Source organism: Streptomyces nymphaeiformis (assembly GCF_014203895.1).
Classification (GTDB): Bacteria; Actinomycetota; Actinomycetes; order Streptomycetales; family Streptomycetaceae; genus Streptomyces; species Streptomyces nymphaeiformis.
The window spans coordinates 39,106-63,582 of sequence record NZ_JACHJY010000014.1 but is presented as its reverse complement, the minus strand read 5'-3'; the positions used below and the strand labels follow the sequence as shown (position 1 = coordinate 63,582).

At 72.0% G+C, this 24,477-nt stretch carries 21 protein-coding genes and 2 pseudogenes; 4 read left to right on the top strand and 19 right to left on the bottom strand.

What is annotated here, in order from left to right; genetic code table 11:
- Position 1: 1 nt before the first annotated feature.
- The 17 genes from GGE06_RS37810 to GGE06_RS37730 form a co-directional block, all read right to left on the bottom strand.
- Positions 2-508, bottom strand: a complete 507-nt coding sequence (locus tag GGE06_RS37810; protein WP_116164930.1) for a hypothetical protein — start codon at positions 506-508, stop codon at positions 2-4.
- Between the two features lie 71 nt (positions 509-579).
- On the bottom strand, positions 580-3,819 hold the full coding sequence (locus tag GGE06_RS37805) for a DUF6519 domain-containing protein (protein WP_184932934.1): 3,240 nt from the start codon (positions 3,817-3,819) through the stop codon (positions 580-582).
- Between the two features lie 16 nt (positions 3,820-3,835).
- Positions 3,836-6,019 carry a hypothetical protein gene (locus GGE06_RS37800; RefSeq protein WP_184932933.1) on the bottom strand — a complete coding sequence of 728 codons (2,184 nt, stop codon included), beginning with the start codon at positions 6,017-6,019 and terminating at the stop codon, positions 3,836-3,838.
- Positions 6,016-8,610 carry a putative baseplate assembly protein gene (locus GGE06_RS37795; RefSeq protein WP_184932932.1) on the bottom strand — a complete coding sequence of 865 codons (2,595 nt, stop codon included), beginning with the start codon at positions 8,608-8,610 and terminating at the stop codon, positions 6,016-6,018. The genes GGE06_RS37800 and GGE06_RS37795 overlap by 4 nt, the downstream gene beginning before the upstream one ends.
- The gene (locus GGE06_RS37790; protein ID WP_116164937.1) at positions 8,607-11,351 is read right to left on the bottom strand and encodes a putative baseplate assembly protein; all 2,745 of its coding nucleotides are present in this window, start codon (positions 11,349-11,351) and stop codon (positions 8,607-8,609) included. The genes GGE06_RS37795 and GGE06_RS37790 overlap by 4 nt, the downstream gene beginning before the upstream one ends.
- Positions 11,348-11,713, bottom strand: coding sequence for a GPW/gp25 family protein (locus tag GGE06_RS37785; protein WP_116164939.1), 366 nt, complete (start codon positions 11,711-11,713; stop codon positions 11,348-11,350). Before GGE06_RS37785 ends, GGE06_RS37790 begins: the two co-directional genes overlap by 4 nt.
- Before the next feature lie 10 nt (positions 11,714-11,723).
- Positions 11,724-12,041: a hypothetical protein gene (locus GGE06_RS37780; RefSeq protein WP_116164941.1), complete on the bottom strand. Its 318-nt coding sequence runs from the start codon at positions 12,039-12,041 to the stop codon at positions 11,724-11,726.
- 3 nt (positions 12,042-12,044) lie between these two features.
- The gene (locus GGE06_RS37775) at positions 12,045-12,572 is read right to left on the bottom strand and encodes a phage baseplate assembly protein V (protein WP_116164943.1); all 528 of its coding nucleotides are present in this window, start codon (positions 12,570-12,572) and stop codon (positions 12,045-12,047) included.
- The gene (locus GGE06_RS37770; protein WP_116164945.1) at positions 12,569-13,696 is read right to left on the bottom strand and encodes a hypothetical protein; all 1,128 of its coding nucleotides are present in this window, start codon (positions 13,694-13,696) and stop codon (positions 12,569-12,571) included. Before GGE06_RS37770 ends, GGE06_RS37775 begins: the two co-directional genes overlap by 4 nt.
- Positions 13,689-14,069: a LysM domain-containing protein gene (locus tag GGE06_RS37765; protein ID WP_116164947.1), complete on the bottom strand. Its 381-nt coding sequence runs from the start codon at positions 14,067-14,069 to the stop codon at positions 13,689-13,691. Before GGE06_RS37765 ends, GGE06_RS37770 begins: the two co-directional genes overlap by 8 nt.
- A gap of 1 nt (position 14,070) precedes the next feature.
- Entirely contained in the window at positions 14,071-14,706 is a 636-nt protein-coding gene (locus GGE06_RS37760; RefSeq protein WP_116164949.1) for a hypothetical protein, read from the bottom strand.
- On the bottom strand, positions 14,703-14,966 hold the full coding sequence (locus tag GGE06_RS37755) for a hypothetical protein (protein ID WP_184932931.1): 264 nt from the start codon (positions 14,964-14,966) through the stop codon (positions 14,703-14,705). Before GGE06_RS37755 ends, GGE06_RS37760 begins: the two co-directional genes overlap by 4 nt.
- The gene (locus GGE06_RS37750; protein WP_184932930.1) at positions 14,963-15,445 is read right to left on the bottom strand and encodes a hypothetical protein; all 483 of its coding nucleotides are present in this window, start codon (positions 15,443-15,445) and stop codon (positions 14,963-14,965) included. Before GGE06_RS37750 ends, GGE06_RS37755 begins: the two co-directional genes overlap by 4 nt.
- A 368-nt stretch (positions 15,446-15,813) precedes the next feature.
- Entirely contained in the window at positions 15,814-16,572 is a 759-nt protein-coding gene (locus tag GGE06_RS37745) for a hypothetical protein (RefSeq protein ID WP_184932929.1), read from the bottom strand.
- Between the two features lie 17 nt (positions 16,573-16,589).
- Complete coding sequence (locus GGE06_RS37740) at positions 16,590-17,111, bottom strand: phage tail protein (RefSeq protein WP_116164957.1); 522 nt, start codon at positions 17,109-17,111, stop codon at positions 16,590-16,592.
- A gap of 11 nt (positions 17,112-17,122) precedes the next feature.
- The gene (locus GGE06_RS37735; RefSeq protein ID WP_116164959.1) at positions 17,123-18,670 is read right to left on the bottom strand and encodes a phage tail sheath family protein; all 1,548 of its coding nucleotides are present in this window, start codon (positions 18,668-18,670) and stop codon (positions 17,123-17,125) included.
- Between the two features lie 51 nt (positions 18,671-18,721).
- On the bottom strand, positions 18,722-19,495 hold the full coding sequence (locus GGE06_RS37730; RefSeq protein WP_184932928.1) for an AfsR/SARP family transcriptional regulator: 774 nt from the start codon (positions 19,493-19,495) through the stop codon (positions 18,722-18,724).
- Positions 19,496-19,730: 235 nt separating this feature from the next.
- Between GGE06_RS37730 and GGE06_RS43095 the strand changes: the two are divergent.
- The 4 genes and pseudogenes from GGE06_RS43095 to GGE06_RS44150 all read left to right on the top strand — a co-directional run.
- A pseudogene (locus GGE06_RS43095) lies at positions 19,731-19,996 on the top strand (arginine deiminase family protein); the annotation flags it as partial.
- Positions 19,997-20,141: 145 nt separating this feature from the next.
- Complete coding sequence (locus tag GGE06_RS37720; protein ID WP_246532999.1) at positions 20,142-20,561, top strand: DUF7144 family membrane protein; 420 nt, start codon at positions 20,142-20,144, stop codon at positions 20,559-20,561.
- A gap of 311 nt (positions 20,562-20,872) precedes the next feature.
- Positions 20,873-21,283 carry a transposase gene (locus tag GGE06_RS44155; protein WP_376773639.1) on the top strand — a complete coding sequence of 137 codons (411 nt, stop codon included), beginning with the start codon at positions 20,873-20,875 and terminating at the stop codon, positions 21,281-21,283.
- 18 nt (positions 21,284-21,301) lie between these two features.
- Positions 21,302-21,688: pseudogene (locus tag GGE06_RS44150) on the top strand (IS5 family transposase); the annotation flags it as partial.
- A gap of 586 nt (positions 21,689-22,274) precedes the next feature.
- Here the strand turns inward: GGE06_RS44150 and GGE06_RS44270 are convergent.
- A protein-coding gene (locus GGE06_RS44270; RefSeq protein WP_446696917.1) for an IS630 family transposase occupies positions 22,275-23,347 on the bottom strand; the annotation gives its coding sequence in 2 pieces (ribosomal slippage) (positions 22,275-22,898 and positions 22,901-23,347; 1,071 coding nt in all).
- 323 nt (positions 23,348-23,670) lie between these two features.
- Positions 23,671-24,456: a hypothetical protein gene (locus tag GGE06_RS37700; protein ID WP_116164966.1), complete on the bottom strand. Its 786-nt coding sequence runs from the start codon at positions 24,454-24,456 to the stop codon at positions 23,671-23,673.
- Positions 24,457-24,477: the final 21 nt, after the last annotated feature.

Sequence of the window (24,477 nt, the reverse complement as noted above, 5' to 3'; positions counted from 1 at the left end):
CTCACCACAGCGTGCTCAGGTCGTCGAGATCGGTGTACCACTGCTCGATGCCGTTGAGCAGGGTGTCGGTGTTCTCCGCGGCGGCCTCCTGGTCGCCTTCGATCGAGCTGCGCAGACTCTCCAGGTTGTTCTGGAGCACGGGGTCGTTCTGGGCCGCCTGCTGGACTTCCATGACGTCGAGCACCTTGGCCGTCGTCTCCAGCTCCTCCTTCTCCGACGCCAGGGAGTCGTTGGCGGCGTCGAGGAGCGTGTCGACTTCTGCCCTCACCTCCGCGAGGAAGAGGTCCAGACTCTGGTCGACGAGGTCGTCGTCCTCGTCGCTCGCCTCCGCCAGCCGTGGCACGACGACGATCATTCCTGGTCGCAGATGGTCGAGGTCGAGGCCCGGATTGGCCTCGCGGATCGCCTGCGCGGCCTTCTCCTTCGCAGCCTTGGCCGTTCTGGCTTTCAGAAGCCTTGTGGTGAGGGCGGCGAGGGTCTTCTCCTGCTCGACGACGACGATCGGCATCGGTGCGGGGTCCTTCCGGGGGGCGGGTGGGTGAGTCGACAGAGGCCGGGGAGCGGGGTCCGGTCCCGCTGTCAGAGCACGCCCTTGACATTGAGGTCCAGCCACTTGGTGGCGATGCTGTCGGGGTCCATGGGGTCGTCCGGGCCGATGCCGCCGGTGGTGATGTTGCCGAGCACGGCGACCCACTGCGGCGGGACGTGGAAGTAGATCGACGGAATGCCGCCCCTCGCGCGGTTGCCGGTCACGGTCGCGGTGGTGGCCCGCACGGTGAGCGCGGCGGGATCCGAGTCGCCGTGCTGGCGGAACTGGTTGGCGGAGACGACGGCGTCTCCGGTCATCTCGATCCGCGCCGCCGGGTACTGGGCACCGCCGGTGAAGGTGTTGGTGGAGACGATCAGACTGAGGTCGTCCGAGGTGTGGGTGAAGGCGGTGTTCGGGCCGATCAGGTGCGAGACCCTGGCACCGACGACGGAGACGTACGGGCCGATGTGCGCGGTGCGGAAGCTCGGGGGCTCGCCGTCCCCGTCCCAGTCGTCGCCCACCAGCAGGCCGCTCCACGGGGGGTGGCCGTCGTAGTCGACGTCCTCGGGGATCCGCCGGCAGACGTTGCTCTCGATCGTGCTGCGGCAGAAGACGGCGACGTGGATGCCGAGGTACCGGTCGTTCTCGCTCCACTCGGACTGGCCGACCGACTCGACGTTGTTGCCGTGGACCCGGGACTCCCGGCAGGCCAGCACGGCCACACCGGTCTTCCGTTCCGGACCGCCGCCGCCGTTTCCGTCGCCGTTTCCGTCGTCGGGGGAGGGCGTGGTGACGTTGGAGACGGTGTTGGATGCGACGAGGGCGTGGGGCGCGCCGACGAGCCGGATGGCGTGGACGCTCTCGGGAGGGTTCCCGTACGGGCGCGGAACGATGTCCCGCAGCGTGTTGCCGACGATCACGGCATCGGCCGACCTGCCGCGCTCGGTGACCACGATGCCCTCGACGGCCCGTTCGATGGTGTTGTGCGAGATGTCGAGGTCGCCCGTCGGGACGCGCACGACGATGCCAGGACCCATGACCCGGCGGATGCGGTTGCCCGCGATGCGGGTGGTGCCGCGCAGTACGCCGGCCACTCCGCGCCGCACGGCGATCCCCTGGGACGGGCCGGGGTCCGGCTCCGGGGTGCCGACGATGGTGTTGTCCCGGACGGTGTACCCGCTCGCGCCCACCTCGATGCCGACCCCGTCGGCCTCCACGCGGTTGTCGACGATGTCGAAGGAGGCCCGGGGTGAGAGGACGCCGCGCAACCGGAGCCCCGCGCTGTGCGTGAACAGCACCGTGTTGCCGCGGATGGTGTTGCGGAGGACGTGCGCCGTGCTGCCACGGAACTGCACGCCCGCCGAGAAGCACATCATCCGGTTGTCGGTGATCTCCAGACCGGCCGTCAGCAGGTGGGCCCTGATGCCCTCGCCGTCATCATCCATGTACTCCTGGGCCTCGACCCCGTTCCGGCCGATGATGTCGCAGTCCAGGATCCTGGTCCGCAGGGACGCGCCCGACAGTTCGAAGGCGGTGCCCGTCCCGCCGTCCTCTCCGCCGCCGATCGCCAGCGCGGTGAGCCGTCGGGCGGTGACCGCGGCCGTGACGGCGAACCGGATCGCCGGAGAGCCGCCGGTGGAGATGACCGTGAGGTCCTCCAGGGTGATGAAGGCCGAGTGGTCGATGTCGAAGGCCCCGCTCTCGCCGATGAGCAGGGTGCCGGTTCCCTGCCCGTGGATACGCACCGACCGTGCCCTCCACATCCGTACGGGTCCTTCGACGAGGTGGTAGACACCCGGCGCGAGGCAGACCGTGCCTCCCTCCTCCGCGACCGAGTCCACCGCCGCCTGCACGGTCAGGACCCCCTTGGCGTGCGACTCCGGGGTCACGCAGACCGTGCAGTCGCCACAGCCTCCGGCATCCGGCCACAGGGTGCGGCAGTCGTGGACGGTGGAGGGGAACGTGACGACGGCCAGGCGGGCGTAGTGGTGGTGGACGCCGAGCGGGGGTGCCGCGTCCAGCTTCTCGACGGTGGCGGTGGTGGTGCGCGCGGTGAAGATCCAGTGATCGCCGGTGCGGAACACACCACCAGGAGCGTCGAGCGTCACGGTGATGCCGTGTTCGAGCACGACGGGCACGTTTCCCGTCGGCACCTTGATGGCCCCGGTGGAGCCCGGGGCGTCGAGGTCGTCGACCACGGCACCCTGCGCACTCCTGATCGTGCCCGTGTGGTCCCAGCGGCGGATCAGCAGGTTCCGCCGGAGTGCCTCCTCGGGCGTCACGACCAGCTCGGCCGGGAGCGGAGGGGCGATGGTGATCGTTCCGTCGTCGTGCACCTCGGCGATCCGGCGCATGTGGCCGGGCCGCTCGTCGAGTTCCTGCTGGTCGTCGAGGATCTCCACCCAGTCCTGCTCGCGGAGCCCGAGCACCGAGTCCCGGCCCAGGTGCTCGGGCCGCAGCCGGTCCTGCGCCAGCACCTCCACGACCCGCATCGCGACCGAGCCGTTGTCACGGGACCACTTGAACGTGGCGGTGCCGGCGGCTCCGCCTTCGTGGACCTCCACCCGGTAGGTCTGGTTCTCGAGCCCGCGGTAGTCACCGGAGGGCGGCAGCACGCACGGGTTGTCGTCCGCAGCCACCGGGATCGTGCCGGTGGTGAGCCGGCCGGCGGAGGGGGCGATGACCTCGGCCCAGCCGGGGATGTCCTCGTCCCTGGTGCCGCAGCCGACATCGGGGGTGTCGGGTTCGTGCACGCGGACCCGCCACACGGTCTGCGTGCGGGCGGTGGTGTCGACCCCCACGGCCTCCTCGACCAGGTCGCGGGCCTGGAGCGGGGTGACCTCGCGCTGCCACACGTCCAGATACACCACGTGCGTGCCGGTGGTCGGCAGCGCTGTCGGGGCCGCCCAGTACGGCTGGTTCCCGTACGGGGTGTCCTTCGTGCGTGCCGGGCCGGCGAGCAGCGGGTCGAAGGCGATCTCGTCGCCCGTGCCGTGGTTCTCCGCCATCAGGCCGTCGACGTACATGCGGCCGCGGCCGATGGCGATGCCGTCCGCCGAGCTCGTGATCCGGAAGGCGTCGGGGGTCGTACGGGGGACCACGGCGACGCCGGAGAACCCCTCCGCGACTCCGGGGGTGCCGAGGTCGGCGGCGGCGGCGCGCAGTCTGCGGTCGACGATCGCCACGAACTCGTTCCAGTCGGAGTCGAGCAGCAGTCGGCCCTGCTGCATGACGACGCCGGAGTGGTCGCGCAGCGCGTCGAACCGCACGCGGCTCAGATCGGCTCCCATCGGGAGGCCTCCTTGCTCAGGTCGCGTAGAAGAAGCCCGCTTCGAGTCCGAAGCGGAGGTACTCGTCGAGCCGCAGCAGGAGATCGCTCTCCCGCCGCGGTGTGAACAGCAGATGGGTCGCGCCCATCTCGCTCTCGTCGTCGGCACCGCGCCGGACGGTGTCCGGCGTGGCGGTGCCGAGCTGGGCGTACGCGGGGTCGCCGAAACGGAGCGAGGTGAAATGCGGGCGGTCGGCGCGCCGGGTGCCGGGCGGATCTGCGGGGTCCGGGCGGCAGCGGTAACGGCGACCCGTGCGCGAGTCCTCCGGCACGTAGCTGAAGCGCAGACAGCCCTCCTGGCGCCGCCGGGCCCATACGGCGGCCTCCCGGACGTCTCCCGGGGCACGCACGGCGACCAGCAGCGAGTTGGACGCGTCGAGCACGTCGGCGTGGATGCCGCCGATGACGGTGCACTCGCGCAGATGGAGGCGGCCTCCGGGCACGGCGCCGTCCCCCGTGGCCTGTGCGGCCTCGTCGGGGACGGTGTGCGGGCCGCCGTCGGCCGGTTCGGGACGCCCGCAAAAGGCGACGGCCTTCGGCGCCGAGGCGTCGACGACACAGTCGGTGAGCGTGATGTCGGCGCCTTCCACGGCGACGATCGGCCCGAGGACGCACCGGTTCAGTCGTACGGTGGCGAAGGGGTCGAGGATCAGGAGCGAGGCCCTCTCGGGGTGCGCCGGCTGCCCGGCCTCGGTCCTGCTCTGACCGGGGACCAGGGTGCAGTCGTTCAGCTCCACGGTCCGGTTGCCTCCGTCGCCCTGTTCCTCCAGGACGACCGGGCCCCCGGTGACCAGGAGCCCGTCGAGGACGACCGTGGTGCGCGGGGCCATCGCGAGGCGCAGACCGCCCGGGACGGCGAGCGTGGGGCGGACGCCGTCCTCGGCCCGTACCCACACGACCGTGTCGGAACCGCCCGCCGCAGCCGTCGTGGTGCGCACGGTACGCAGGTCCTCGTACCGGTCGGAGTCGGTGATCCGCAGCGTTCCCCCGCCGGCGAGCCCGTCGAGCACCGCCTGCTGGGCCTCCCCGTCGGCGACCTTGCGGTGCGGCAGAGGCAGGGGCGTCGCCGCCTCGCCGCGCGCCGAACCCCGGGCAGCCAGGGGCACGGCGAGGCCGTAGTGGTGGGTGGCGACCGGTTTGGTGGTCCCGGGGACGGCCGTGCCGAAGAACACCCGTCCGAGTTCCGGGTCGACCGCTACCTTGCCCGCCGCGGGTTCGTGCGCCCACGCGCCGGAGCCGTCGGGCAGGTCGGACAGGTCGCAGACGGTGATGTCGGCGGCCCGCACGGGGGTGAACTCCCACGCGCCGGTGGCGTTCCGGACCCCCTTCGACAGCAGGAGGTCGCGCTCGCTCCCGTACGAGGCGTCGAGACGGGCGGCGAGCCGGCGGCGGGTGAGCGGCAGAGGCACGTCCTCGGGCTCGGCGAGGTGGGTGATCTCCTCCTCGGTGCGCGGCGCGCCGAACAGCCGCGCGTCGCTGCCCAGCGTGTCGATGCGGAAGCGGCGCCCGTCACCTGGGGCATGGGGGGTGAGCGGCGTGCGGTCGAGGCGCACGGCCACGGTGCGCCACAGGAAGATGCCGACGTTCGGGATGCCGTACCGGCCGGCGCGGCGGGACGGCCGGGGCGCGATGGCCCGTACGTCGGCGGTGTGGGCCAGGTCGTCGAAGGCCCCGTTCATCAGCGTGCCCCAGGACAGCGCTTCCTGGTCCCGCATCGTGGGGGTGGCGCGCGCGTGGAGCCTGGTGTGGTTCATGTACTGGGTGGTCACGAGGCGTTCGAAGAACTCCACGGCGCGGGCCGGCCAGCCGGTGACGTCCCGGGCCAGCTGCTCCACCACGGCGGCCGTGCCCTTGCGGCGGCGGTAGGCCATCGTGTGGGCGACCTCGGCGCGCGGCGAGCGCACCTTGTCCGCCACACCGTGAAGCGGGCGATAACCGATGAGGTCGCCGATGTACGGCGCCACCCAGGGGGCGCAGGTCTCGATGAACTGGTCGTCGTAGAGCTGCTCCAGATCCTCCTCGAGGACCGCCAGCTGGGTGGCGAGGACCTCGACGAACTCGCGCAGCACGCCGCCCCGTTCGGCGTCGCGCAGCCGGTACACCTCCGGCAGCAGGGCGTACAGCCGGTCGGCGGCGGTGGGTTCGGGCTGAGGTGTGGTCACGGCATCTCCTGCAGCCGGTCGAAGGGAGCTTCGGAGAGGGCGAGCAGCTCGGCCGCGACCGCCCTGCCACGGGTGTCGACCGAGGCCTCCGCGGCGAGGAGCCGGCTCTCCAGACCGAGGTGGTCGCGGTACAGCGCGTCCAGGTCCACGGCGACGACGCCCGGCACGGCGGCCGCGACGGCCACCACCTGGGAGCGGTGCACCGGTGTGGCGAGGCCGCGGGCGAGGGGTGCGTAGGCGGCGCGCAGCGCCGTCTCGACGGCGGCGAGCACGGTTTTCGGCTCGCGGGCGGGATCCACCCGCACCTTGAGGCCGAGGTGGAACCGGGCCTGGCGTGCGGGGAGGACCTCGACGCGGGTCAGGGGGTCGCCGTATCTGCGCAGGGCCGCCGTGAGGTGGGCGACGGTGACGTCGGGTGCCGCCGCGCCCCCGGGTCCGCAGACGCTGACGACGATCGTCCGGCCGGTCCGGAGCCGCAGCACGTCGGCCCGGGCCAGGGTGATCCCGGCGAAGGCGAGCGCGAAGTCGGCGTAGTCGCGCAGAGAGACCGCACGGCCGAGGGTGCGGGTGGCGAGGGGCACGGAGGCGCGGGCGTGCGCCTCGTCCTCGGGGTCGACGCCGCCGTCGGCCACGACCGGGTTGGTGGCGGCCTTGACGCCCAGGGGCCGGTCCATGAGCTGGGACAACCGGTCGGCCGGAAGGTTGCCCGCGAGTCCCGTGCCCTTGCGGTAGGTGGCACGGACGTTGTGCGATCCGGAGGGCAGCCGGGCCCCACGTACACCGTCGCCGAACGCCACCACCACGGTGCCGTCGGGTTCGTCGCGGGTGGTGAAGACCCGGTCGCCGGGCTCCGCCCCGTACAGGGTGGGCAGTTCGCGCCAGGCGACCTCGTCGGCCCGGACGCTGAGGGTGGAGGCGAAGCCCTGCGGGGTGTCGGCACGGACGTGCGTGAGCGGGCCGTGCAGCAGCGGCATCGTCTGGAAGGGACGGCGGGCGTCGCCGTCGCCGAGGACCTGATGCACGGTCTCGCCCTGGGTGGCCTTCACGACGTTCCCGAACAGGGCGGCGGTCGCCCGTTCGTAGGCGTGCAGGGGCGGAGCGGTGAGCGTGACCAGGGTCCGGGATCCCTGGGCGCGCACCGAGTCGAGGACGACGACCTCGGCCGTCGGTGCCTTCGTCCCGCCGTCGAGGCGACCGGACAGGACGAGCCTGCGCCCCGGGAGCATCGCGGTCGCGTCGCCCTCGACGAGGAGGGTGCGCGCGGTCACGGGGGCCGTGTCGGGTGCTTCGACGACCGTGAGCGGTTCGGACACGGCGAGGACGGTCACGTCGCGCGGGGTCCGGAACACGGGGCCGTCGGCCCGCTTCCTGTCCGAGGGGGGCTGCTCGCCCTTCAGGGTCAGCCGGGTGACGGTGCCCGATACGGCGAATTCGGAGCGGGAGAACTCGGTCCGGTCCACCACCCTGTAGAGCTCGCGGTAGAAGGCGGTCTCCTGGTCGACGTGCTCCTGGGACAGCACGACCCAGGATCCGGTCACGACGTCGGGCTGCGATCCGTCGAGGTCGACGACGGTGAGGAGCTCCCCGGACGCGGAGGACTCGGTCACCGCGGCGAAGCCCGGCCACTCCTTGTCCTCCTCCTGCCCCCCGTGGGCGATCACGTACCCATGGCGGAACTCCTTGTTCATCGCCGCCCACACCGGCGCGTTGTGGCCGAAGACCCGCAGCCGCCTGCGCAGCACGAAGGCGTCCGGCCGGGTGGCCGGTTCGTTGTACGGGGCGTCCGAGCCGAGCCCCCGGTCCCAGCGGACGTACGTGCGACGGTGCGGCGGGTCCGGTTCGACGTCCGTCACCAGGCGCACGTCCCACTTGTCGTGCGCCAGGTCGTCGCTCGCGAAGAGGACGGCGTCCCCGACCCGGACGGGGAGCACGTCGCCGTCGAACCAGGCGTCGACTCGGCCCTTGACCGGCAGGTGGGGCTTGGTGGGGACGACCGGCAGGGCGTTCCACTCGGCGCGCGCGGGGAGCTCCTCCACCGTCTCGAACAGCTGGGGGAGCTCGCCGGGCCCCGGCACGCTCTGGACCCTGATCCCGCTGGGCAGTTCGACGGCCGTGGGCGGCGCAGGGGGGAGCAGGCCGGGGTCCGGGGGAAGCCCGGTCGGCTGCCCGGCCTGCGGAGGCTTCTCCAGGGAGAAGGCGAGATGGGTCTCGGCCGCCACGCCGGGCGAGAGGCGGTACGCCACGAGCCGGCCGAGCTCCTGGAGCGAGACGCGTTCGGTGGCGGTGCGCAGGTACGACTCGTGGGCGAGACGCTCGTTGTAGAAGGTCAGGACGTCGCAGACGACCGCCCAGGCGTCGATGAGCGCGATCGTCGGATCGCCGGGGTCGCGGGTGAGCAGCCGGGACAGCCGGGGGCGGCGCGCGTCCGAGAGGGCGGTGACCATGCTCGACCGGAAGTCGCCGTGCACACCGCTCCGGTAGGCGATCTCCGTCAGCCCGGGCCGGTTGCCGAGGGTGCCGGGGGTGCGCGCGGAGGTGCCCGAGCAGCAGCCGCAGCTCCCTTCGGTTCCGGTGGGGATCGTCCCGGTCATCGTCCGCCTCCCAGGGTGAGGTCGAGCATGCCGCGCTCGGGGAAGTTCGGGTCGTTGTCCAGACGGGCGATCTCCAGGCGCCCCATCTCCAGGACGCCGCTCTCCAGGCCGTTGGTCTCCGGGAGGCGCTGCCGCTGGAAGGTGTGGACGTCCACCGACTCCACACCGGGCACGGCGTGCACCTCGGCGAGGACCGTGGACAGGTGCACGGGCCGGCCGAAGGTGAGGCGGTCCGGGTGGAACAGGCCGCGCCCGCCGCCCGGCAGCGTGGAGTCGCCGAGCCGGGCGAGCACGGCCGCCGCGACGTCGGACCGCAGATGGGTGCGCTCCACGCACACCCGAAGCCCGATCTCCAGCGGTACGAACACGGGACCGTCCACCTCCAGGTCGTAGCCGGCCGGCCGGTACCTTTCGAGCCGGGCGCGCAGGTCCCGCTCGTAGTCCGCGTCCACGGGCTTGCCGCCGCGCCGGTCGGCGGTGACGAACACGGTGTGCCAGGAGCCCGTCCACCGGAAGGTCGCCGCCGCGCGCTGCACGGCGCCGACGCGTTCGGTGACCTCGGCCCAGTCGGCCTCGGTGACCGCGCGCTCCTGGACGGCGAAGGCCTGCGGCGCGTCGCGGCGGATCTCCCCGGCGGACTCGGGATCGGTCCCGCCGGCGGCGGGCAGCGGATTGGACACGGATTCGACGCCGTCGTCGGCCGTCACCGCGTGGGTGATCGACTCCGCGCCCACGTTGCCCGCGCGGCCGTTGCCCACGCGATACCGGGCGAAGAACCGCGTGCCCTCCTTGGGGCGCATCCCGTGTTCGTCGTCCCCGAAGCGCAGCCGTACGGTGCCGTCGTGCTCGGCCTCGACGGTGAAGTCGACGGCCGCCGCCGCGCTGTCCAGCAGGTCGGGCCGGACCTGCCAGTCCCGGTGGTCGCCGCCCAGATCGCCGACGAGGTCGATGGCCGGCCGTGCCGTGCGGGGCTCGGCGGCGGGGACGGCGGACGCGGACCGGGCCTGCTCCGACACGAGCAGCTCGTCCCCGGCGAGGGCGACGCGCAGGACGGTCGTACCGTCGCTGATCGACCAGAGGGGGGCGGCGCCGCGGACGGTGACCGTCCTGCCCGCCGGCTGCCGTCCGTGGGAAACCAGCAGCGTCTGCAGTTCCTGCTCGTACGTGAGATCGGTCAGCTCGGCGAGGAGGGCCGGGGTGGCGGCCTGCCGGAACAGGGTCGGGGCCGGATGGGCGTTGGCGTGCGTCAACGGGCCCCTGGCGAGCGTGGGGCGGTAGCGGGCCGGTACCGCGCCCGGCGGCATGGCGCCAGCCTGGCCCGGCCGGGGCACCCGCACCAGACGGGGCGCCGGAACCTCGCCGAGCGGTTCGCCGGTCCCGCCCGGGCCGGAGACGCTCTGCCCGTGGTCGGCGAGGACGATGTTCCCCCAGGCACGCGCGGTCTCCAGGGCTCCCTCGACGACGCCGAGGCAGAGCGGGAACGGCAGGGCGTCCTCCTCGTGCCAGGCGATCTCGGTCACCGGCAGCGGACCGGAGGTCGGCGGATTCTCGAAGAGACCGCCCGCCGGGTCCTCCGAGCTCCGGACGTCGACGAGGCGGACGGCCCACCGCCGGGTCGGGTCGGCGTCGACGGCCCGACGGGTGGTCGGCGACACGGTCTCGGCGAGCACCAGGACGTCTCCGGCCCTCAGCTGCGGATGGTCGCCTCGCAGCGTCGCGGACGTCGCTCCCGTGGGCAGGCAGCAGCCCTGGTCGCCCCAGGTGTGGAAGCGCATCGCGGCCAGATCGGAGTGCAGGAGGGCCGCTTCGACGGTCTCGAACACAACGGGCCGGGCGGCGAGGGCTGCCCGGAGTTCCGGCGAGCCGGGCCCCACCCGCGCCGGCACGTCCCGCACCGTCGTGAGGAGCGGGGTGCCGGCGGGCAGCTCCACCGCCGTGCCGGCCTTGACGCCGATCCGCACCCAGACGCGGGCGTTGCATCCCTCGTGGACGCGGTAGTCCACGAGCCGGGCGTGCCGGCGCATCGAGATCCGGCTCCGGGCGGTCCCGAGGTAGGCCTCGGTCGCGATGGCGTCCTGGCGGTAGGACAGCTCGTCGGCCGCATAGGCGAGCAGCTCCACGAGGGCGGTCCCGACGTCCGCCGGGTTGCGCTCGGTCCACTCGGGTGCGAGCAGCGAGATGCGGTCCAGCATCAGCCGCCGGAAGCCCTGGTAGTCCTTGGCGAGGTAGTCGATCGCGGGGGTGGCGGGCGGCTCGGGCACGCACGTGTCGGCCGGGGCGCAGTCGAAGTCGCTCGGGCATTCGACCTTGAACGCGAACTCGGCCCCGGCGAGCTGTGGGTCGAAGCCGGCCGGCGGGAGGTCCGATGCCGGGTCGGCGACGAGCCGCAGTCGGTAGGTCGAGAAGTCCCCGCGCTCCGCGGTGCGGACGACGAGGACGTGGTCGGGTTCGTCGATGCCGACGACCAGTTCGGGCGGCGTGTCGGGGTGGTTGCCCGCCGCGGCCCAGTCGACGGTCACGGTCGGGACGCGCTCGCCGCCGTCGATGACGACGTTGTTCCGGTCGAGTCCGGCGGGCACGGGCCGCACGAGGCGGACGTACAGGACCCGTTGGCGCAGCTCCTGGTGGGGCGCGGCGGTGTCGAGCACCTCGATGTACTCGATGGCGTTGAGGCTGCTGAGGGCCCCGGCCTGCTGGAGGGCGAGCAGGCGGTGCGGCTTGGCACACGGGAAGCGGGTCACTGGCGGCCGTCCGGGATGTGGAAGGTGGCGACGGCGGGGGTGCGGGTGCGCAGGACGACGTACGAGACGGTGATCAGCAGGGCGGAGTCGACGGCCTCCACCTCGACCCGGTCGGCGGTCAGGACGTGGCCCAGGTGCCGCTCCAGGGCGCTCTGCACGAGGTACTGGGTGGTGGCAGCCGCTTCGGGGCCGCCCGGTTCGAAGACCAGTTGCAGCAGACCCGCCCCGAAGTCGGGCCGCATGACCCGCTCTCCGGGTGAGGTGAGCAGCAGTTGCTCGATCATGTCGCGCACGTGGTCGTCCGGACCGGTGGTCGCCGTGCGTCCGCTGCCGCCGATGTCGTAGGGGTGATCGATGGTCATGCCGGCTCCCTCATGAGGCGATCGCCCGGGTCTGGGCGGCCAGCGGGGTGAGTGGGGTCCCGGTGGGGGTGCACATCGAGGTGCCGGACTGCAGCGCGACGGGTGTGCCTCCCGCGAGGACGCGTACGGCTCCGGCGAGCCACTGGGCGGTGACGCACGGCGGGGTGGGGGTGCCGGTCAGCCCGCACCCGGCCACCACGTAGGGGGTGGCGAGGGTGACGACGGGCTGCCCGGAGACCGTCACCCGGGGGAAGGGCGTGGTGGGCGTGGCCTGTCCGGCATGGGTGCACAGGACGGTGGCGCCGAGGTGGAGGATCGGTCCGGGCATCGGTCACACCACCGTCAGGGCGCCGAGGTTGATGTCGGTGGTCGGTCCGGTCATGGAGATCGTCGCGCCCTTGCCGTTGCTGATGACGATGCCGACGTCGCTGACCGAGATCATGGCCCCGGTCGCGGTGGTGATCAGGATCCCGCCGGTCGGTCCGGGCGCGTCGCTGATCACCAGACCGTTCTTGAGGGTGGTCTGCAGGGTGATGCCGGCGACGCCGGGCGGCACCGCGTGGGACAGCAGGGGGACTTCGGCCGGGCTTCCCCAGTAGCCGCCGACCCAGACGGGGTGGTCGGCGTCACCGTGCTCGTACTCGATCCAGACCCCGGAGCCGATGGGCGGCACGGTGAAGACGCCGGTGTTGATCCCGGCGAGGGGAAGGCAGGGCATGGCCCAGGAGGAGACGCTCGGGGACACGTCGGGGACGAGGGCCTGGATACGGCCCATCTGGAGGGGGTCGACGTTGTTGGCGACGGTGCCGCGGTACTTGCCGAGGTAGCCGGTGACGGCGGAGGTCTGGGTCTGGGTCATACGGGCACCGCCGGGACGGTCGAGACGACGCCGTTGCGGGCGAGCGAGAAGGTCTGGGTGTAGGAGCCGCGCCGGATGTCGTGCGTGACGCGGGTGACGTAGTAGAGGCCGTCGAAGGCGGTTCCCGCCCCGCGCACCCCGACCAGCCTGCGGGGGCGCAGGACGTGGCCGTACTTCGCGACGTCGAGGGTGCCGGTGCCGAACACGGCGTCGGAGTGCTGGGCGGCGTACGCGACGCCCTTCATCACGGCGGCGAGCGGGCTGAGGTTCGCGGTGTCCGTCATGCGGTGCAGCTTCGGCGGGATCGGGGGGACGAGGCCGAGCGGAGGCCGGATGGGGGCGATGTCGGGGACGGGCAGGTTGAGCGGGGCCTTGGTCGTGCGTTCCTGGATCGCGACGATGGGGATCTCCCTCTTCTCCTTGTCGAAGGTGAAGTTGAGGGTGGCGACGTTGTCGTGGGCTGCGTCGAGGCCGACGTTGAGCGCGGGCTGCGGCGCTCCGAGCCGGATCTCCGGTCCCCAGTACGCCTTGCTCACCCCCGGCACCGGTCCGGGCTCGATGTAGAAGACGTGGCCGACCTCGTTGGCGAGGGCCGTGAGGTACTCGTAGTCGGTGCCCTGGTGGACGGGGATGCGGTCCACCGGGATCGGCACGTCCTCCAGGAGGCTCGGGATCACGAGGGGGGCGCAGCCCAGGGCCGCGTACTTCGCGAGGACCGTCAGGGCGCGCACCGCCGGCGACATCGCCGGGTAGGGCAGGCCGTCGAAGGGCACCAGGTTCATGACGTAGCTGAGGTCCTTGCCCTTGACGTGGAGCACCGACGTGGGCCCGGCCGCCGTCATGTCCTGGTGGGTCACCACGCCGTCGACGAGGACCTCGGTGACACCGCGCACGGTGACCGCGACGACGCACCGGAACACCGGCACGGTGACCGGGAAGAACGCCTGGACAGGGGAGTCCTTGGGGATCGAGAAGGTCAGCTCGAACCCGCTCTGCGCGTCCCCGGTGCCGCTCTCGACCTTGAGACCGGTGAGCGCGTCGAGTACGAAGCGGGGCGCGGGCACCGGGACGGCCGGGCCGAGGAACAGCTGCAGCCGGACGGGCCCCGGGGGCAGGTCACGCATCGGCGGCTCCCGGCACGCCCTCGGCCAGGGTGACGCGCAGCCGGCGCCCCGGCGGCAGCGTCATCCGGGCCGGGTCGATGACGCCGTTGGCATCGGCGAGCCGCCACCACAGCTCCGGGTCGCCGAGGAGACCGGAGGCGAGCAGGTCCCGTCGGTCGCCCGCCGTCGTCGCGTACTCGTGGAGCAGTGCGAAGCGCTCAGGGGACGGACACAACCGGCGGCGGAAGTACGGGACGGGCGGCGCGGGTTCCTCGCCGGGGTCGGGCGGACGGACGTGAGCGGTGACGCCGACGTCGGCGTAGCGGCTGGTCGGCGGCAGCGACACGGTGGGGACGGCACCGGCCGCGAGGAGTGCCTGGAGCGGGTCGGGCATCTCAGATCGCCTCCAGGCCGAGGGCGGACAGGGCGGCCGATCCGGCGCGGGCGGCCAGCGCCTCCTTGTTGCGGAGGTGGCCCATGAACAGCGCTCCGCCGCGGTGGGCGAAGCCGAGGTCGTCGACGGAGAGCACGCGCATGCCGAGGGTGACCTTGGCGCGGATCGGGTTGAGCGCCGTGTCGAAGGCCTCCTCGGCGATCGACAGCTCGGTCACGCGGACCGGTACGACGCGCTGCTTGCTCCAGACGAACAGCGTCAGTGGCGTCTCCATGGGCAGGACCTCCAGCATGCCCCTGGAGGCCAGGGCGTCGTTGTCCACGAGTGTGGTGGCCCTCGGGTTGACCAGCAGTTCCAGGGCGGCGAGCTGGGGATGGATGCCGAACTCGACCGTGGCCGGGTTCTCGGCGGGGAACTCGAGCCGGTCCGTGGCGTCGATCTCCGCCTCCAGACGCAGCGTCTCGACGGCGACGCCCTTCAGCCGCAGGGCCTGGCCGGCGTCTCCGCCCGCGGCCTGCACGGCGACCGTGCGGGTGAGGGCGTCCGGGTTGTACTGGAGGGCGATCGTCCGCAGGGCGCGGCCGGTGGTCGCGTCCACCTCGACGAGGCCCCCCTTGACGACTCGGGGCGAGATCATCGTTCACCTCCCAGGGCCGTCCAGATCGCGGTCGCCGCCTGGGCCCCGAGCGCGGCGGCGCTGTTCGCGGGGGTACGGGCGGGCCGGGGGCGCACGACGGGCACGGTGCGCCCGGTGAGCGCCGCGGGGTCGGCGGCGGCCGCGAGGGCGCCGAGCGCCCGCTCCAGGCCGGACACCACGGAGCCGGCCTGGGCCGATGTCAGGCCGCGCAGCACGACCTCGTCGACGACGATCCGCACCCGCGGTGGCAGGGCGCTCATCGCGCCTCCCCGGTGCCGCGGAGGAAGTCGCCGAGAGACAGCGTGGCGGATCCCGACCCGCCTGGGAGGGCACTGTCCGCCTCCGGCCGGGCGGTCGTGTGCGTGGCGGGAGGGACCGCACGGATCTCGACCCTGCCGATGGTGATCGTGACGGCGGGGGCCGGATCGGCGACGGCGGCGACAGCCGGGTGGGCGGCGGTACGGGGAGCCACGGCCGGCGGCACCGGAACAGGGACCGGCAGGGGACGGACGACGGGAATCCCGAGCGCCTCCGCATGCCTCGCCGGGCGCGCGGAGTCGTCGATGGGGGCCACGGGTCGGAGGCGCGGTCGGCGCGGCACCGGCTCCTGCTGCGGCTCGTCGTGCGGCTCCGGGCCGCCGGTGCCGTCGTCAGCGGCGGAGGGCCGCGCGGCCGGGGGGACGACCGGAGTGGGGATGGTCGCGGGCGCGACGGGGACCGGCGTGGCGGCCGGCCTCACGTGCGGCACGGTGCCACCCGCCTCGACACGGCGCTCGACGCCAGGGGCGGCTTCCCGCCGAACGGCGTACGTGCCAGGGTCAGGTGGGGGAGGGGCCCCGGGAGCGGGGAGGACGACGGGGAGCGGGACGGGAGGCGCGGACACGACGCCAGGCCGGTCGCCGGCCGTGAGAGGGCCCCGGGCGGACGCCTCGTTGTCGTGTGAGGCCGCGGCCACCTCCCGTACCTCCTCCGCAGCGGTTCCCTCACCGCGTGCGACGGGTTCCCGGGGCGGTCGCTCGGCGACGCCGCGAGGCGGCAGGAGCGGCACGGTGGCGGGCCGGTGATGCCGTCCGGTGGCCCGGGAGGCGAGCCGGCGCAGCAGATCGGTCATGGCAGTTCCCCTGTGACGATGCGGAGATAGCTCGCCCGTCGTCGCTCGCTCAGCGCGAGCACCTCGGGCTCGGACCAGCCGTAGGAGCGGGCCAGCGCGTCGACGTCGAGCAGCAGCTGTCGGCCGCGGGACTCGAGCTCGGCCCAGACGAACGCGGCCACGTCGAAGTCGGCGGTGAACGCGTGCGCGCAGTCGGGACACGTGAGATCGACCAGCACGTCGGCGAGCGGGTCCGCGGCAGACATCGCCCCGGACAGCGCTTCGCTCACCGCCTCGGGCAGATCGACGGACGCAGGATCCACGGTGCGCTCCTCATGGCGCAGGCTCAGCAGGCACCGTTCGAGCAGCAGCCGTGCGCCGAGGTCCGGGTCGTCCGCCCCCGGCCGCTCGGCCACCGCCTCGAGATCCCGGTACGTGAGGCACCGCCAGACCAGCTCGTAGCCACCGTGCAGCAGGGGCGGCGGAGCGTCGACGATCTTGTCCTCGAGGGCGAGCAGAGCGTCGGCCGAAGCCTGGAACTCCACCGTCCCGCGGCACCCCGGACAGACCACCGTGCCCGCCAGACGCGGACCGGCCAGTGCGGTCCGCAGGCGCAGCAGCAGCGCGATGACGCGGCCGATGGGCCGCTCGGCCGGAGGGACGGAACCGGTGCCCTCGTCGACCGCGGCGGCCAGGTCGAGGGCACGCGCCTGGGGGGACGCGTCCCGGCACTCGTCCCACAGCCGCAGCAGCTCTCCCGCCGGAAGTGCGTGCATGTCCTCCCCCTCCTGCCCTACGGCTCGACGAACGACGGCTCTTGCGGCTCGACCACGTCCACGTCGCGCTCCCAGCCCTCGTGTTCGAGCTTCAGGGTCTGGATGGCCACGGCGTTGGCGTTGGAGTCGAGTTCGGGGAGGGACTGGAACTCGGAGACCCAGGCGCGGAAGACCTTGTACGCGAGGACGAGCTGGCCCGCCTCGTTGTACAGCTCGATGATCAGGTCCTTGCGGAAGTCCTTGAGGGAGACCTCGGCGCCGAGTCCGGATCCGAAGTTCCAGACCTTGTTGGCCCACCGCTCGAACTCGACGTCGTGGGTGACGCCACGGGTGAGGGTGATGGCCTCGTACTTGGTCCGGCCCGGCGACTTGCGCGCGGTGGAGGGGTCGGCGCCGTCGCGGTGCTCGACGACCTCGGTGGTGCGCTTGAGGGCGCTCACCTTGCTCACGCCGGCTACGTAGCGGCCGTCCCACTTCACACGGAACTTGAAGTTCTTGTACGGATCGAAGCGCTGGGCGTTGACGCTGAACTGTGCCATGGGTTCGGCTCCTAGGCGGGGATCTGGCCGGCGATCTGCTGCAGCCGGAGGACGACGAACTCGGCGGGCTTGAGCGGGGCGAAGCCGACGAGGATGTTGACGACGCCGAGGTCGATGTCGTTCTGGGTGGTGGTCGTCGCGTCGCACTTGACGAAGTACGCCTCGCGTGGGGTCCTGCCCTGGAAGGCGCCCTGCCGGAAGAGGTTGTTGAGGAACGCGCCGATGTTCAGGCGGAGCTGGGCCCACAACGGCTCGTCGTTCGGTTCGAAGACGGCCCACTGGATGCCGCGGTACAGGCTCTCCTCGATGAAGAGGGCGGTGCGCCGCACCGGCAGGTACTTCCATTCCGAGGCGTTCCGGTCGGAGCCGTTGCGGGTGCGGGCTCCCCAGACGACGTGTCCGGTCCCGGGTGCCAGGCGGAGGCAGTTCACGGCCAGGGGATTGAGCTGCCCGATCTCCCCGTCGGTCAGCGGCAGGGCCAGCTCGGTGACCGCGGACAGCGTGGCGTCGAGCCCTGCCGGGGCTTTCCATACGCCTCGTTCGGCGTCGGTCCGGGCGATCGCGCCGGCGATGGCTCCGGAGGGAGCGAAGGTCATCACCTGGCCGTCCCGCAGGGGATCGGGCTGCTTGACCCGGGGGAAGTAGACGGCGGCGTTCTTGCTGCTGGTGAACGCGGACGCGCCGGTGGAGGAGGCGACCTGCCCCACCGTCGCCCATCCCTGGGGCGGGTCGAGCACGACGACCGCACGCCGCGGCTGGGCGTAGGCGATGGCGGCGGTGACGACCGCGGGGTCCACGTCACGGTCGCCCAGTTCACCGGTTCCCGAGTAGGGCGGGATGACGAGCAGGTTGAACAGGTCGGCGTACTCCAGTGCGTAGATGCCCTTCTTGTCCGTCTGGAAGTTGGTGCCTGTGGCGATGTCCGCGGCCCCGATCGCCCCGCCGTCCTTCCCTCCGGTGGCGGTGGCCTCCACGGGGGAGGCGCCCTGCGGTTGGGTCGGGAGCGGCAACTCCACCCTGACGAGCTGCGATTCGGCCGCGAGTACGATGTCCACCCGGCGGGCGGCGGCGGGCGCGATGGAGACGTTGCGGAAGACCTCCTTGAACCCGGTCGCCGTGTCGAGGGCGGTCAGGTTGAAGAGTGCCGGGTCCTTGGTGCCGTCGTCGTTCAGCCGGACGTCGTCGTCCAGGGTGACCTTCAGCTTCGCGCCCCAGGCACCGGGTGAGGCCGCGTTGAGCTTGAGTCTCTTCTGGCCGGTCCCGAGACTGATGGCGGCGGTGTCGTTGGACTCGGGGGAGTGGACCCGTACGACGAGGGCGACACCTCCGCCCTGCTGGAAGAAGTCCCGCACGGAGTAGCCCAGATGGCTCTCCGACCAGAGGCCGCCGAAGGCGCGCTCGAAGTCGGCGAAGGACGTCAGCGTGACGGGTTTGTGGAGGGGGCCGCGCAGGGCACGGCCGACGAAGGCCGTGATCGAGGTGGGGACACCGGTGATCGTGCGCACGCCGCTGGGCAGCTCTTCCACGTACACGCCGGGGTAGGACAATTGCACCGCCATCGGTTTTCCCTCCGCCAGGTCATCTGTTGCCCATGACTTATCCGGTGCGTGTCACCACGGCGTCACCGATCGATCACCGGTGGGGCCGCGCGGCGGGACGACCTGGCCCCGGGCCAGCGCCGTGAGCTGCGCGGAGGGCTGCAGGCCCAGTTCCGCGTCGAGGAGTCTGCGGAACCACTCGTAGTGCCGCACCGCGTCGACGGCGTTCCCCTCGGACAGGTGCACGGCGATGACCGCGCTGCTGGCGCTCTCCCGCAGCGGCTCCAGGCGGACGGCCTCGAAGGCGAGCTCCAGGGCCCCCGCGTACCTGCCGTGCACGGCCATGCGACGGGCCGCCGCCTCCAGCGCGTGCAGCCGGAGCTGCAGGGTGTGCTCCTGCTCGAGCAGCACCCAATCGTCGTACCATCCCGGCAGCAGCTCCCCGCCCCGGAGCAACCAGGCGTAGCCGTCGTCGTCCACCGGGGGCGGCTGGGCGTCCATGGACGGTCGCAGTATCCGTCGGACGCGGGCGGTGAACTCCCGGTTGTCGACGACCGCGTCGGGCGCGAGGGAGACGTGCGTCCCCCGCGTGACCACCAGGCCGGGCGCCGCCCGGTTCACCCGCCACACGGCGGTCCGCAGGCTGGCCTGCGACTTCTCCTCGGAGGCTTCGGGCCACAGCGCGCCCGCGGCCACCGTCCGGCCGGCGCCGATCCGCAGCGCGAGATAGGCGACGAGCCGCTGCCCGCTCGGCGGCACGGCGACGGCCCGGCCGGCGCAGCGCACGGCGAACGCGTCGAGGAGCCGGATGGCGAAGGGGGAGGCGACGTCGCTCGGTACAGACATGGGGTACCTCACACAGAGTGACGAGCGGGGGATTCGATCGCAGACGGTAGCCGAGCCGGTGGGACGGGTCCTCCACGGCAACCCGGCTACGGCCTCTCGCCGTGGGACGTGCAGGCCATGGGCCCAGGGCCGGGCGTCCGAAGTCAGCCGGTCAGGTATCGACGTACCGGGTGAAGGTCTTCCGGGGGATCAGGTTGACGACGGGTCACCGACGCGGGCCGAGTGCCATGGCCCGGGCGGCAACGTGTACGCCTTCGACCACCGGCAAGGGGGACAGCGGCGACAACGCCATCGGCGTGGAGCCCGGTGTCGCCTTCACTCACGACCGCAGCACGCAGACCAATACCCTGCTTCGCAAGGCGGGCGTCGAGGTCGTCGAGGTCGTCGGCGCCGAACTCGGCCGAGGCCGCGGCGGGCGGCCGCTGCGTAACCTGCCCTCTCAGCCGCGAACCCGTTGCCTACCGACCCGGCTCCGCACCAACCGGCCCCGCCCCGCCGTAGGACCGTCCCGGGGCAGGGGCTTCACTCGGATGGCCTCTTGCGGTCGCGGTGCGAACAAGGCGAGGCGAGACTGTGGCTGTCAGAGGCGGCTGCCCCCACCCCATGGTGCGTGGGGGTTTCCGCGCTGTTCAGGAAGGTGGAGACCATGGCGGAGATGTCCGGTGGGGCACGGAAGGGCACGACGCAGCCCCACGACAGCCAGTGGATGATCGGCCCGCACCTCTTCGCGGGTGTGGCTCTGGAGTTGAGCGGGACGCTCAGCATTCTCATGGGCGCCGCCAGCATCGCACAGGACGCCATCTTCAGGGCACCCGGGTACGCCTACCGTTTCAACGTGACAGCCTGGGGCTGGATGCACGTGGTCATCGGGCTCGCGCTGATCGCTGCGGGTCTGGGGGTGCTGCTCGGCCAGAGCTGGGCCAAAGGCGCCGGTGTGGCGGTGGGCGCGGTGAGCCTCGTCACTCAGTTCATGTTCATTCCGTACTACCCGATGTGGTCGATCATCGTGATGGTCCTCGACCTCGTCGCCATCTGGGCACTGGCCAGATTCAGTGCGACGACGTAGAGCTTCCTAGCCAGGTGTTTCCGGCTCAGAACCCGGCCATGGACGTGTCGAGCACTCCGCCCAGCGCACCGTGGGCACTGCAGCGAACCGAGTGCCTTGCCCTGCGACGGAGCCCGCCCCCCGATGAACGACAACGCGAAGAGCCCACCGAGGAGCATCGCCACGAGCGGGTTGTAGACGAAGTGCGCGAAGCATGCGACGCCCGTCCAAGCGAGGATCGACAGCTCGGAGCAGTACGGGATCCCTAACCGATCGTTTCAGAATGAGTTCGGCGTGAGGGCTTGGCGACCGGGGCTGGTGGCGGCAGAGTGATGCGGGTGTCGGATGATCTTGTGCCTGATGACCTGTGGGAACGCATCGCTCCACTGCTGCCACCCCGCCCGCCGCGGCGGCATCGGTATCCGGGGCGTCTGCCGGCGGACGACCGCGCGGCCCTTCGGGGCATCGTTTACGTGCTGCGCAAGAACGTGAGCCGGAGAGACGTGCCCGCCGAGCGGACCGGCTGCAGCGGAGTGACGGCCTGGCGGCGCCTGCGGGACTGGACCGAGGCCGGCCTCCGGCCCCGCCTGCACGAGGTCCTCCTGGCCGAACTGCGCAAGGCAGGTCTGCTGGACATGGACGACGCCGCGATCGACGCCTCGCACGTCCGGGCCCTGCAAGGGGGGATCACACCGGACCTTCGCCGGTCGACCGCGCGCGGCCGGGCAGCAAGCACCACCTGATCGTCGACCGGCACGGCACCCCCCCTCGCCATCACCCTGACCGGCGGAAACAGGCACGATGTCACCCAGCTGACGCCGCTGCTGGACGCGATCCCCCGCATCCGAGGACTTCGCGGACGGCCGCGGCACCGGCCGGGCCGACTGTTCGCCGACCGCGGCTACGACTACGACAAGCACCGGCGCATCCTGCGGGCCCGCGGCATCACACCCAAGATCGCCCGCCGAGGCGCCCCGCACGGCTCCGGCCTCGGCAAGACCAGGTGGGTCGTGGAGCGGACCTTCGCCTGGCTCCACCCGTTCAAACGCCTCCGCATCCGCTACGAGATACGCGCCGACCTCCACCTCGGTCTGCTCCCACTCGCCTGCAGCATCATCTGCTTGCGACGACTCCGAACCTCATTCTGAAACGATCAGTAAGTGGCCCGGCGGCGGTGCGTTGTACGACCCGCGCCCGGGCGAGCCGCGCAAGCCGCCGGGCCCGGGAGTCGCCTGCCGCTTCTACTACACCGGCGACGCCTCCTGACCGACGCTTCCCGATCGCCAGGTGCCGGCCGTGAGCGGTCGGTGCGGCTCCGGTCGCACCCACTCCCGATACGGCGCGTCTCGTTGCCCGTTGCCAGTTCACCCATTGCAACGGGCAACACCTTCCATAGGCCCCCAGCCCTGGGGAGGATGAAGACACGCAGACCGCACTCCTGGATGGGGCCGGTCCCGTCGCCGCTGTCATCCGCTCGATCGGCTTCCGTCACGACGGCGCCCACGCCTTTGTCTCGGACCGCCGTCGAACTGCGCGCCCTGGCCGTCGAGATGCCGGTGGGCCGTCTGATCTGGCTCACGACTGCGTGCCAGGCAGGTACAGGAGTGTGTGGCGGTTGCCGAGTCGGTCGGGCACCTGGTCTGGAAGGCGTGGGGTGGCCGGTACGGCATCGAGCTCGAGCACCACCACATCGACCACCCCGTCCTGACTGCCTTCCCCTGCCTACTGAGGTTTTCAGGGTGGAGTCGGTGGATTGAGGGCCAGGCCGGTGGCAGTGAGGCAGCCGTCGATCAGGCGGGGCCGGAGCTGGATCCTGCGTAACTCCCGGCGGAGTATGCGGTCGAGGTCGTCGGGTGTGTCGAAGGCGGTGTTGGCCATCGCTCTGCGCACGAGCGACCAGACGGCCTCGATGGGGTTCAGGTCGGGCGCGTAGGGCGGGAGGCGGACGGTGGTGAGCCGGCCGTGCTCGGCCTCGTACTGTTTCAGCCCGGCGGCCAGGTGGGTGTTGAGGTTGTCCCAGACCACCACGATCGGACCGCCGAGCTGGATGTGCGCGCGGACCAGCAGGTCGCGGTAGTCCTTCCAGGAGAAGCTCCTGCGGGCACCCTTGAGAAGAAGATGCGTGCGGGGCCGGTGGATGAGACGGCTCTTCTCGCCGGGTTTGTAGCAGCACAGGGCGGCGATGGAGGTCCGGCGGCGGGAGCGGCCGCGCACACGGATGACGGGGGCGTGTCCGCGTCGGCCCCAGGTGCGGGCCACCGGCGGGGTCATGGAGAATCCGGCTTCGTCCTCGAAGACGACCCAGGCCCCGGACTTGGCCGCGAGCCTTTTACCCGCGGCCACACCTCCTTCTTCCACAGCTCCACCGCGTGCTCGTCACGCTCCAGTGCCCGTCGGGCGGGCGTCTGCCAGGACCAGCCGTGCCGTTTCAGCAGCCGCCACACCGTCGCCACCGACACACTCACCCGCAGCCGCCGGCGAATCACGACCTGGACCCGGGCCAGAGTCCAGCGCTCGTCGTCGAAGCCGTGCGCCGACGGCCCTTTCCCGAGCTCTTCCTCGAGCACGGCGAACTGGGCGCCGGTGATGGTCGGGGAGTTCGCCGGACCGGCGGAGCGCAAGGCCTCCGTGCCTCCCTCGCGCCAGGCACGGCGCCACCGTTCCACCGACCGCACGCTCACCCGCAGTTCTTTCGCGATCACCGCGGTCTTCTCACCTGCCGCGAACCGCACGCCGGCCTGGAGCCGGATCCCCTCACGAAATGCCCGACGCTCAGCAGTCAGGCCCCCACCCTCCGGATATCTCACCTCACCGGCATACCGCAGGGATCATGAACCGTCACCACCCGACGACAACCTGAAAACCTCAGTAACCCGCCCGGCGTACCAAGAGGAGGCGGCCATCCGGATCTCCAGGGCGGCCGCCTCTTCACCTGCCTGGCCCCTACTCTGTCGGGATCAGCGTGGAGCGCGGAGAGCACTGGCCCTTCTCGACCTGGCGCAGCTCCCCAGTCGGCCTCGGGGTGCGTGTCGACGAGCGCGTCGATGTCAGCGGTGCGATAGAGCGGGACGTCGACCGCCCAGGCCGGCGAGGTGCCGAACTGCACCTCGATCCACTTCGCTCTTCGGTATCAATGGGCGTTCAACACATGGTGGGCTGTTCGTGTTCCGCCGGATCGAGCTGCACGATCCGACCGGTGGGAAGGGCGTCGGCGAGTTCGCGTGCTTCCTGGGCACTGCGGGCCAGGAGCAGCTCTTTCGCGACGTCGGGGCAGGAAGCGATCAGGTCGGGACAGGGTCACACGACGCAGTAACAGCGTCCGTCGCCTGCCCTGCACGTAGATAGGGACGTCACGAGCGTACGGCGTACACATCGCCGGCTTTTCCGGAATTTCCACTCGCAGCCCCGAGGCCCGCCTCGCGTACTCGGCGACGGCGGCGAACAGCTCCGAGATCTGCTCCGATGACAGCCTGCCCCACCACGCCCTCGCCGTTGCCAGGTCCTGACGCTCCTTCTCCTCGCGCTCAGCCTGCTCGCGCGCCAGACGCGCTTCGCGCTCCAACCGCTCCTGCTCCCGGAGTGTGCCCTCCTCCGCCCACCGGCGCCGCATCTGTTCCATGTAGGCGCGGTGTTCCTCCTCCCGTTCCAGCCGCAGGCGCTCAGCCTCCTCGGCCTTCCGGGCCCGTTCCTGCTCCTCCAGCTTTTTCCGGCGCCGCTTCGCAGCCTCCTCCCGCTCTTGATTCCGGGCCGCCCGCTCGGCCCGCTCGGCTTCCCGCCGCTGCCGCATCACCTCGTGCTTGTCCTGATCGACGATCGACTTCCGCGAGGTCCACCACTGATTCCGCTTGAACTGCCGCTGCTCGCCCTTCACAACCCGGTACACCCGCCGGTACCGGGGCAGTACCTCGGCGGGCATGACCTGCTCCTCCAAAGCCTC

What these genes read in the sequence shown, in the direction of transcription:
- GGE06_RS37735 (WP_116164959.1), bottom strand. Translation starts at nt 18,670, where the DNA reads ATGGCGGTGCAATTGTCCTACCCCGGCGTGTACGTGGAAGAGCTGCCC.
- GGE06_RS37785 (WP_116164939.1), bottom strand. Translation starts at nt 11,713, where the DNA reads ATGACCATCGATCACCCCTACGACATCGGCGGCAGCGGACGCACGGCG.
- GGE06_RS37745 (WP_184932929.1), bottom strand. Translation starts at nt 16,572, where the DNA reads ATGCACGCACTTCCGGCGGGAGAGCTGCTGCGGCTGTGGGACGAGTGC.
- GGE06_RS37760 (WP_116164949.1), bottom strand. Translation starts at nt 14,706, where the DNA reads ATGATCTCGCCCCGAGTCGTCAAGGGGGGCCTCGTCGAGGTGGACGCG.
- GGE06_RS37775 (WP_116164943.1), bottom strand. Translation starts at nt 12,572, where the DNA reads ATGACCCAGACCCAGACCTCCGCCGTCACCGGCTACCTCGGCAAGTAC.
- GGE06_RS44155 (WP_376773639.1), top strand. Translation starts at nt 20,873, where the DNA reads ATGCGGGTGTCGGATGATCTTGTGCCTGATGACCTGTGGGAACGCATC.
- GGE06_RS37755 (WP_184932931.1), bottom strand. Translation starts at nt 14,966, where the DNA reads ATGAGCGCCCTGCCACCGCGGGTGCGGATCGTCGTCGACGAGGTCGTG.
- GGE06_RS37740 (WP_116164957.1), bottom strand. Translation starts at nt 17,111, where the DNA reads ATGGCACAGTTCAGCGTCAACGCCCAGCGCTTCGATCCGTACAAGAAC.
- GGE06_RS37730 (WP_184932928.1), bottom strand. Translation starts at nt 19,495, where the DNA reads ATGTCTGTACCGAGCGACGTCGCCTCCCCCTTCGCCATCCGGCTCCTC.
- GGE06_RS37805 (WP_184932934.1), bottom strand. Translation starts at nt 3,819, where the DNA reads ATGGGAGCCGATCTGAGCCGCGTGCGGTTCGACGCGCTGCGCGACCAC.
- GGE06_RS37795 (WP_184932932.1), bottom strand. Translation starts at nt 8,610, where the DNA reads ATGACCGGGACGATCCCCACCGGAACCGAAGGGAGCTGCGGCTGCTGC.
- GGE06_RS37770 (WP_116164945.1), bottom strand. Translation starts at nt 13,696, where the DNA reads ATGCGTGACCTGCCCCCGGGGCCCGTCCGGCTGCAGCTGTTCCTCGGC.
- GGE06_RS37765 (WP_116164947.1), bottom strand. Translation starts at nt 14,069, where the DNA reads ATGCCCGACCCGCTCCAGGCACTCCTCGCGGCCGGTGCCGTCCCCACC.
- GGE06_RS37780 (WP_116164941.1), bottom strand. Translation starts at nt 12,041, where the DNA reads ATGCCCGGACCGATCCTCCACCTCGGCGCCACCGTCCTGTGCACCCAT.
- GGE06_RS37720 (WP_246532999.1), top strand. Translation starts at nt 20,142, where the DNA reads ATGGCGGAGATGTCCGGTGGGGCACGGAAGGGCACGACGCAGCCCCAC.
- GGE06_RS37810 (WP_116164930.1), bottom strand. Translation starts at nt 508, where the DNA reads ATGCCGATCGTCGTCGTCGAGCAGGAGAAGACCCTCGCCGCCCTCACC.
- GGE06_RS37700 (WP_116164966.1), bottom strand. Translation starts at nt 24,456, where the DNA reads ATGCCCGCCGAGGTACTGCCCCGGTACCGGCGGGTGTACCGGGTTGTG.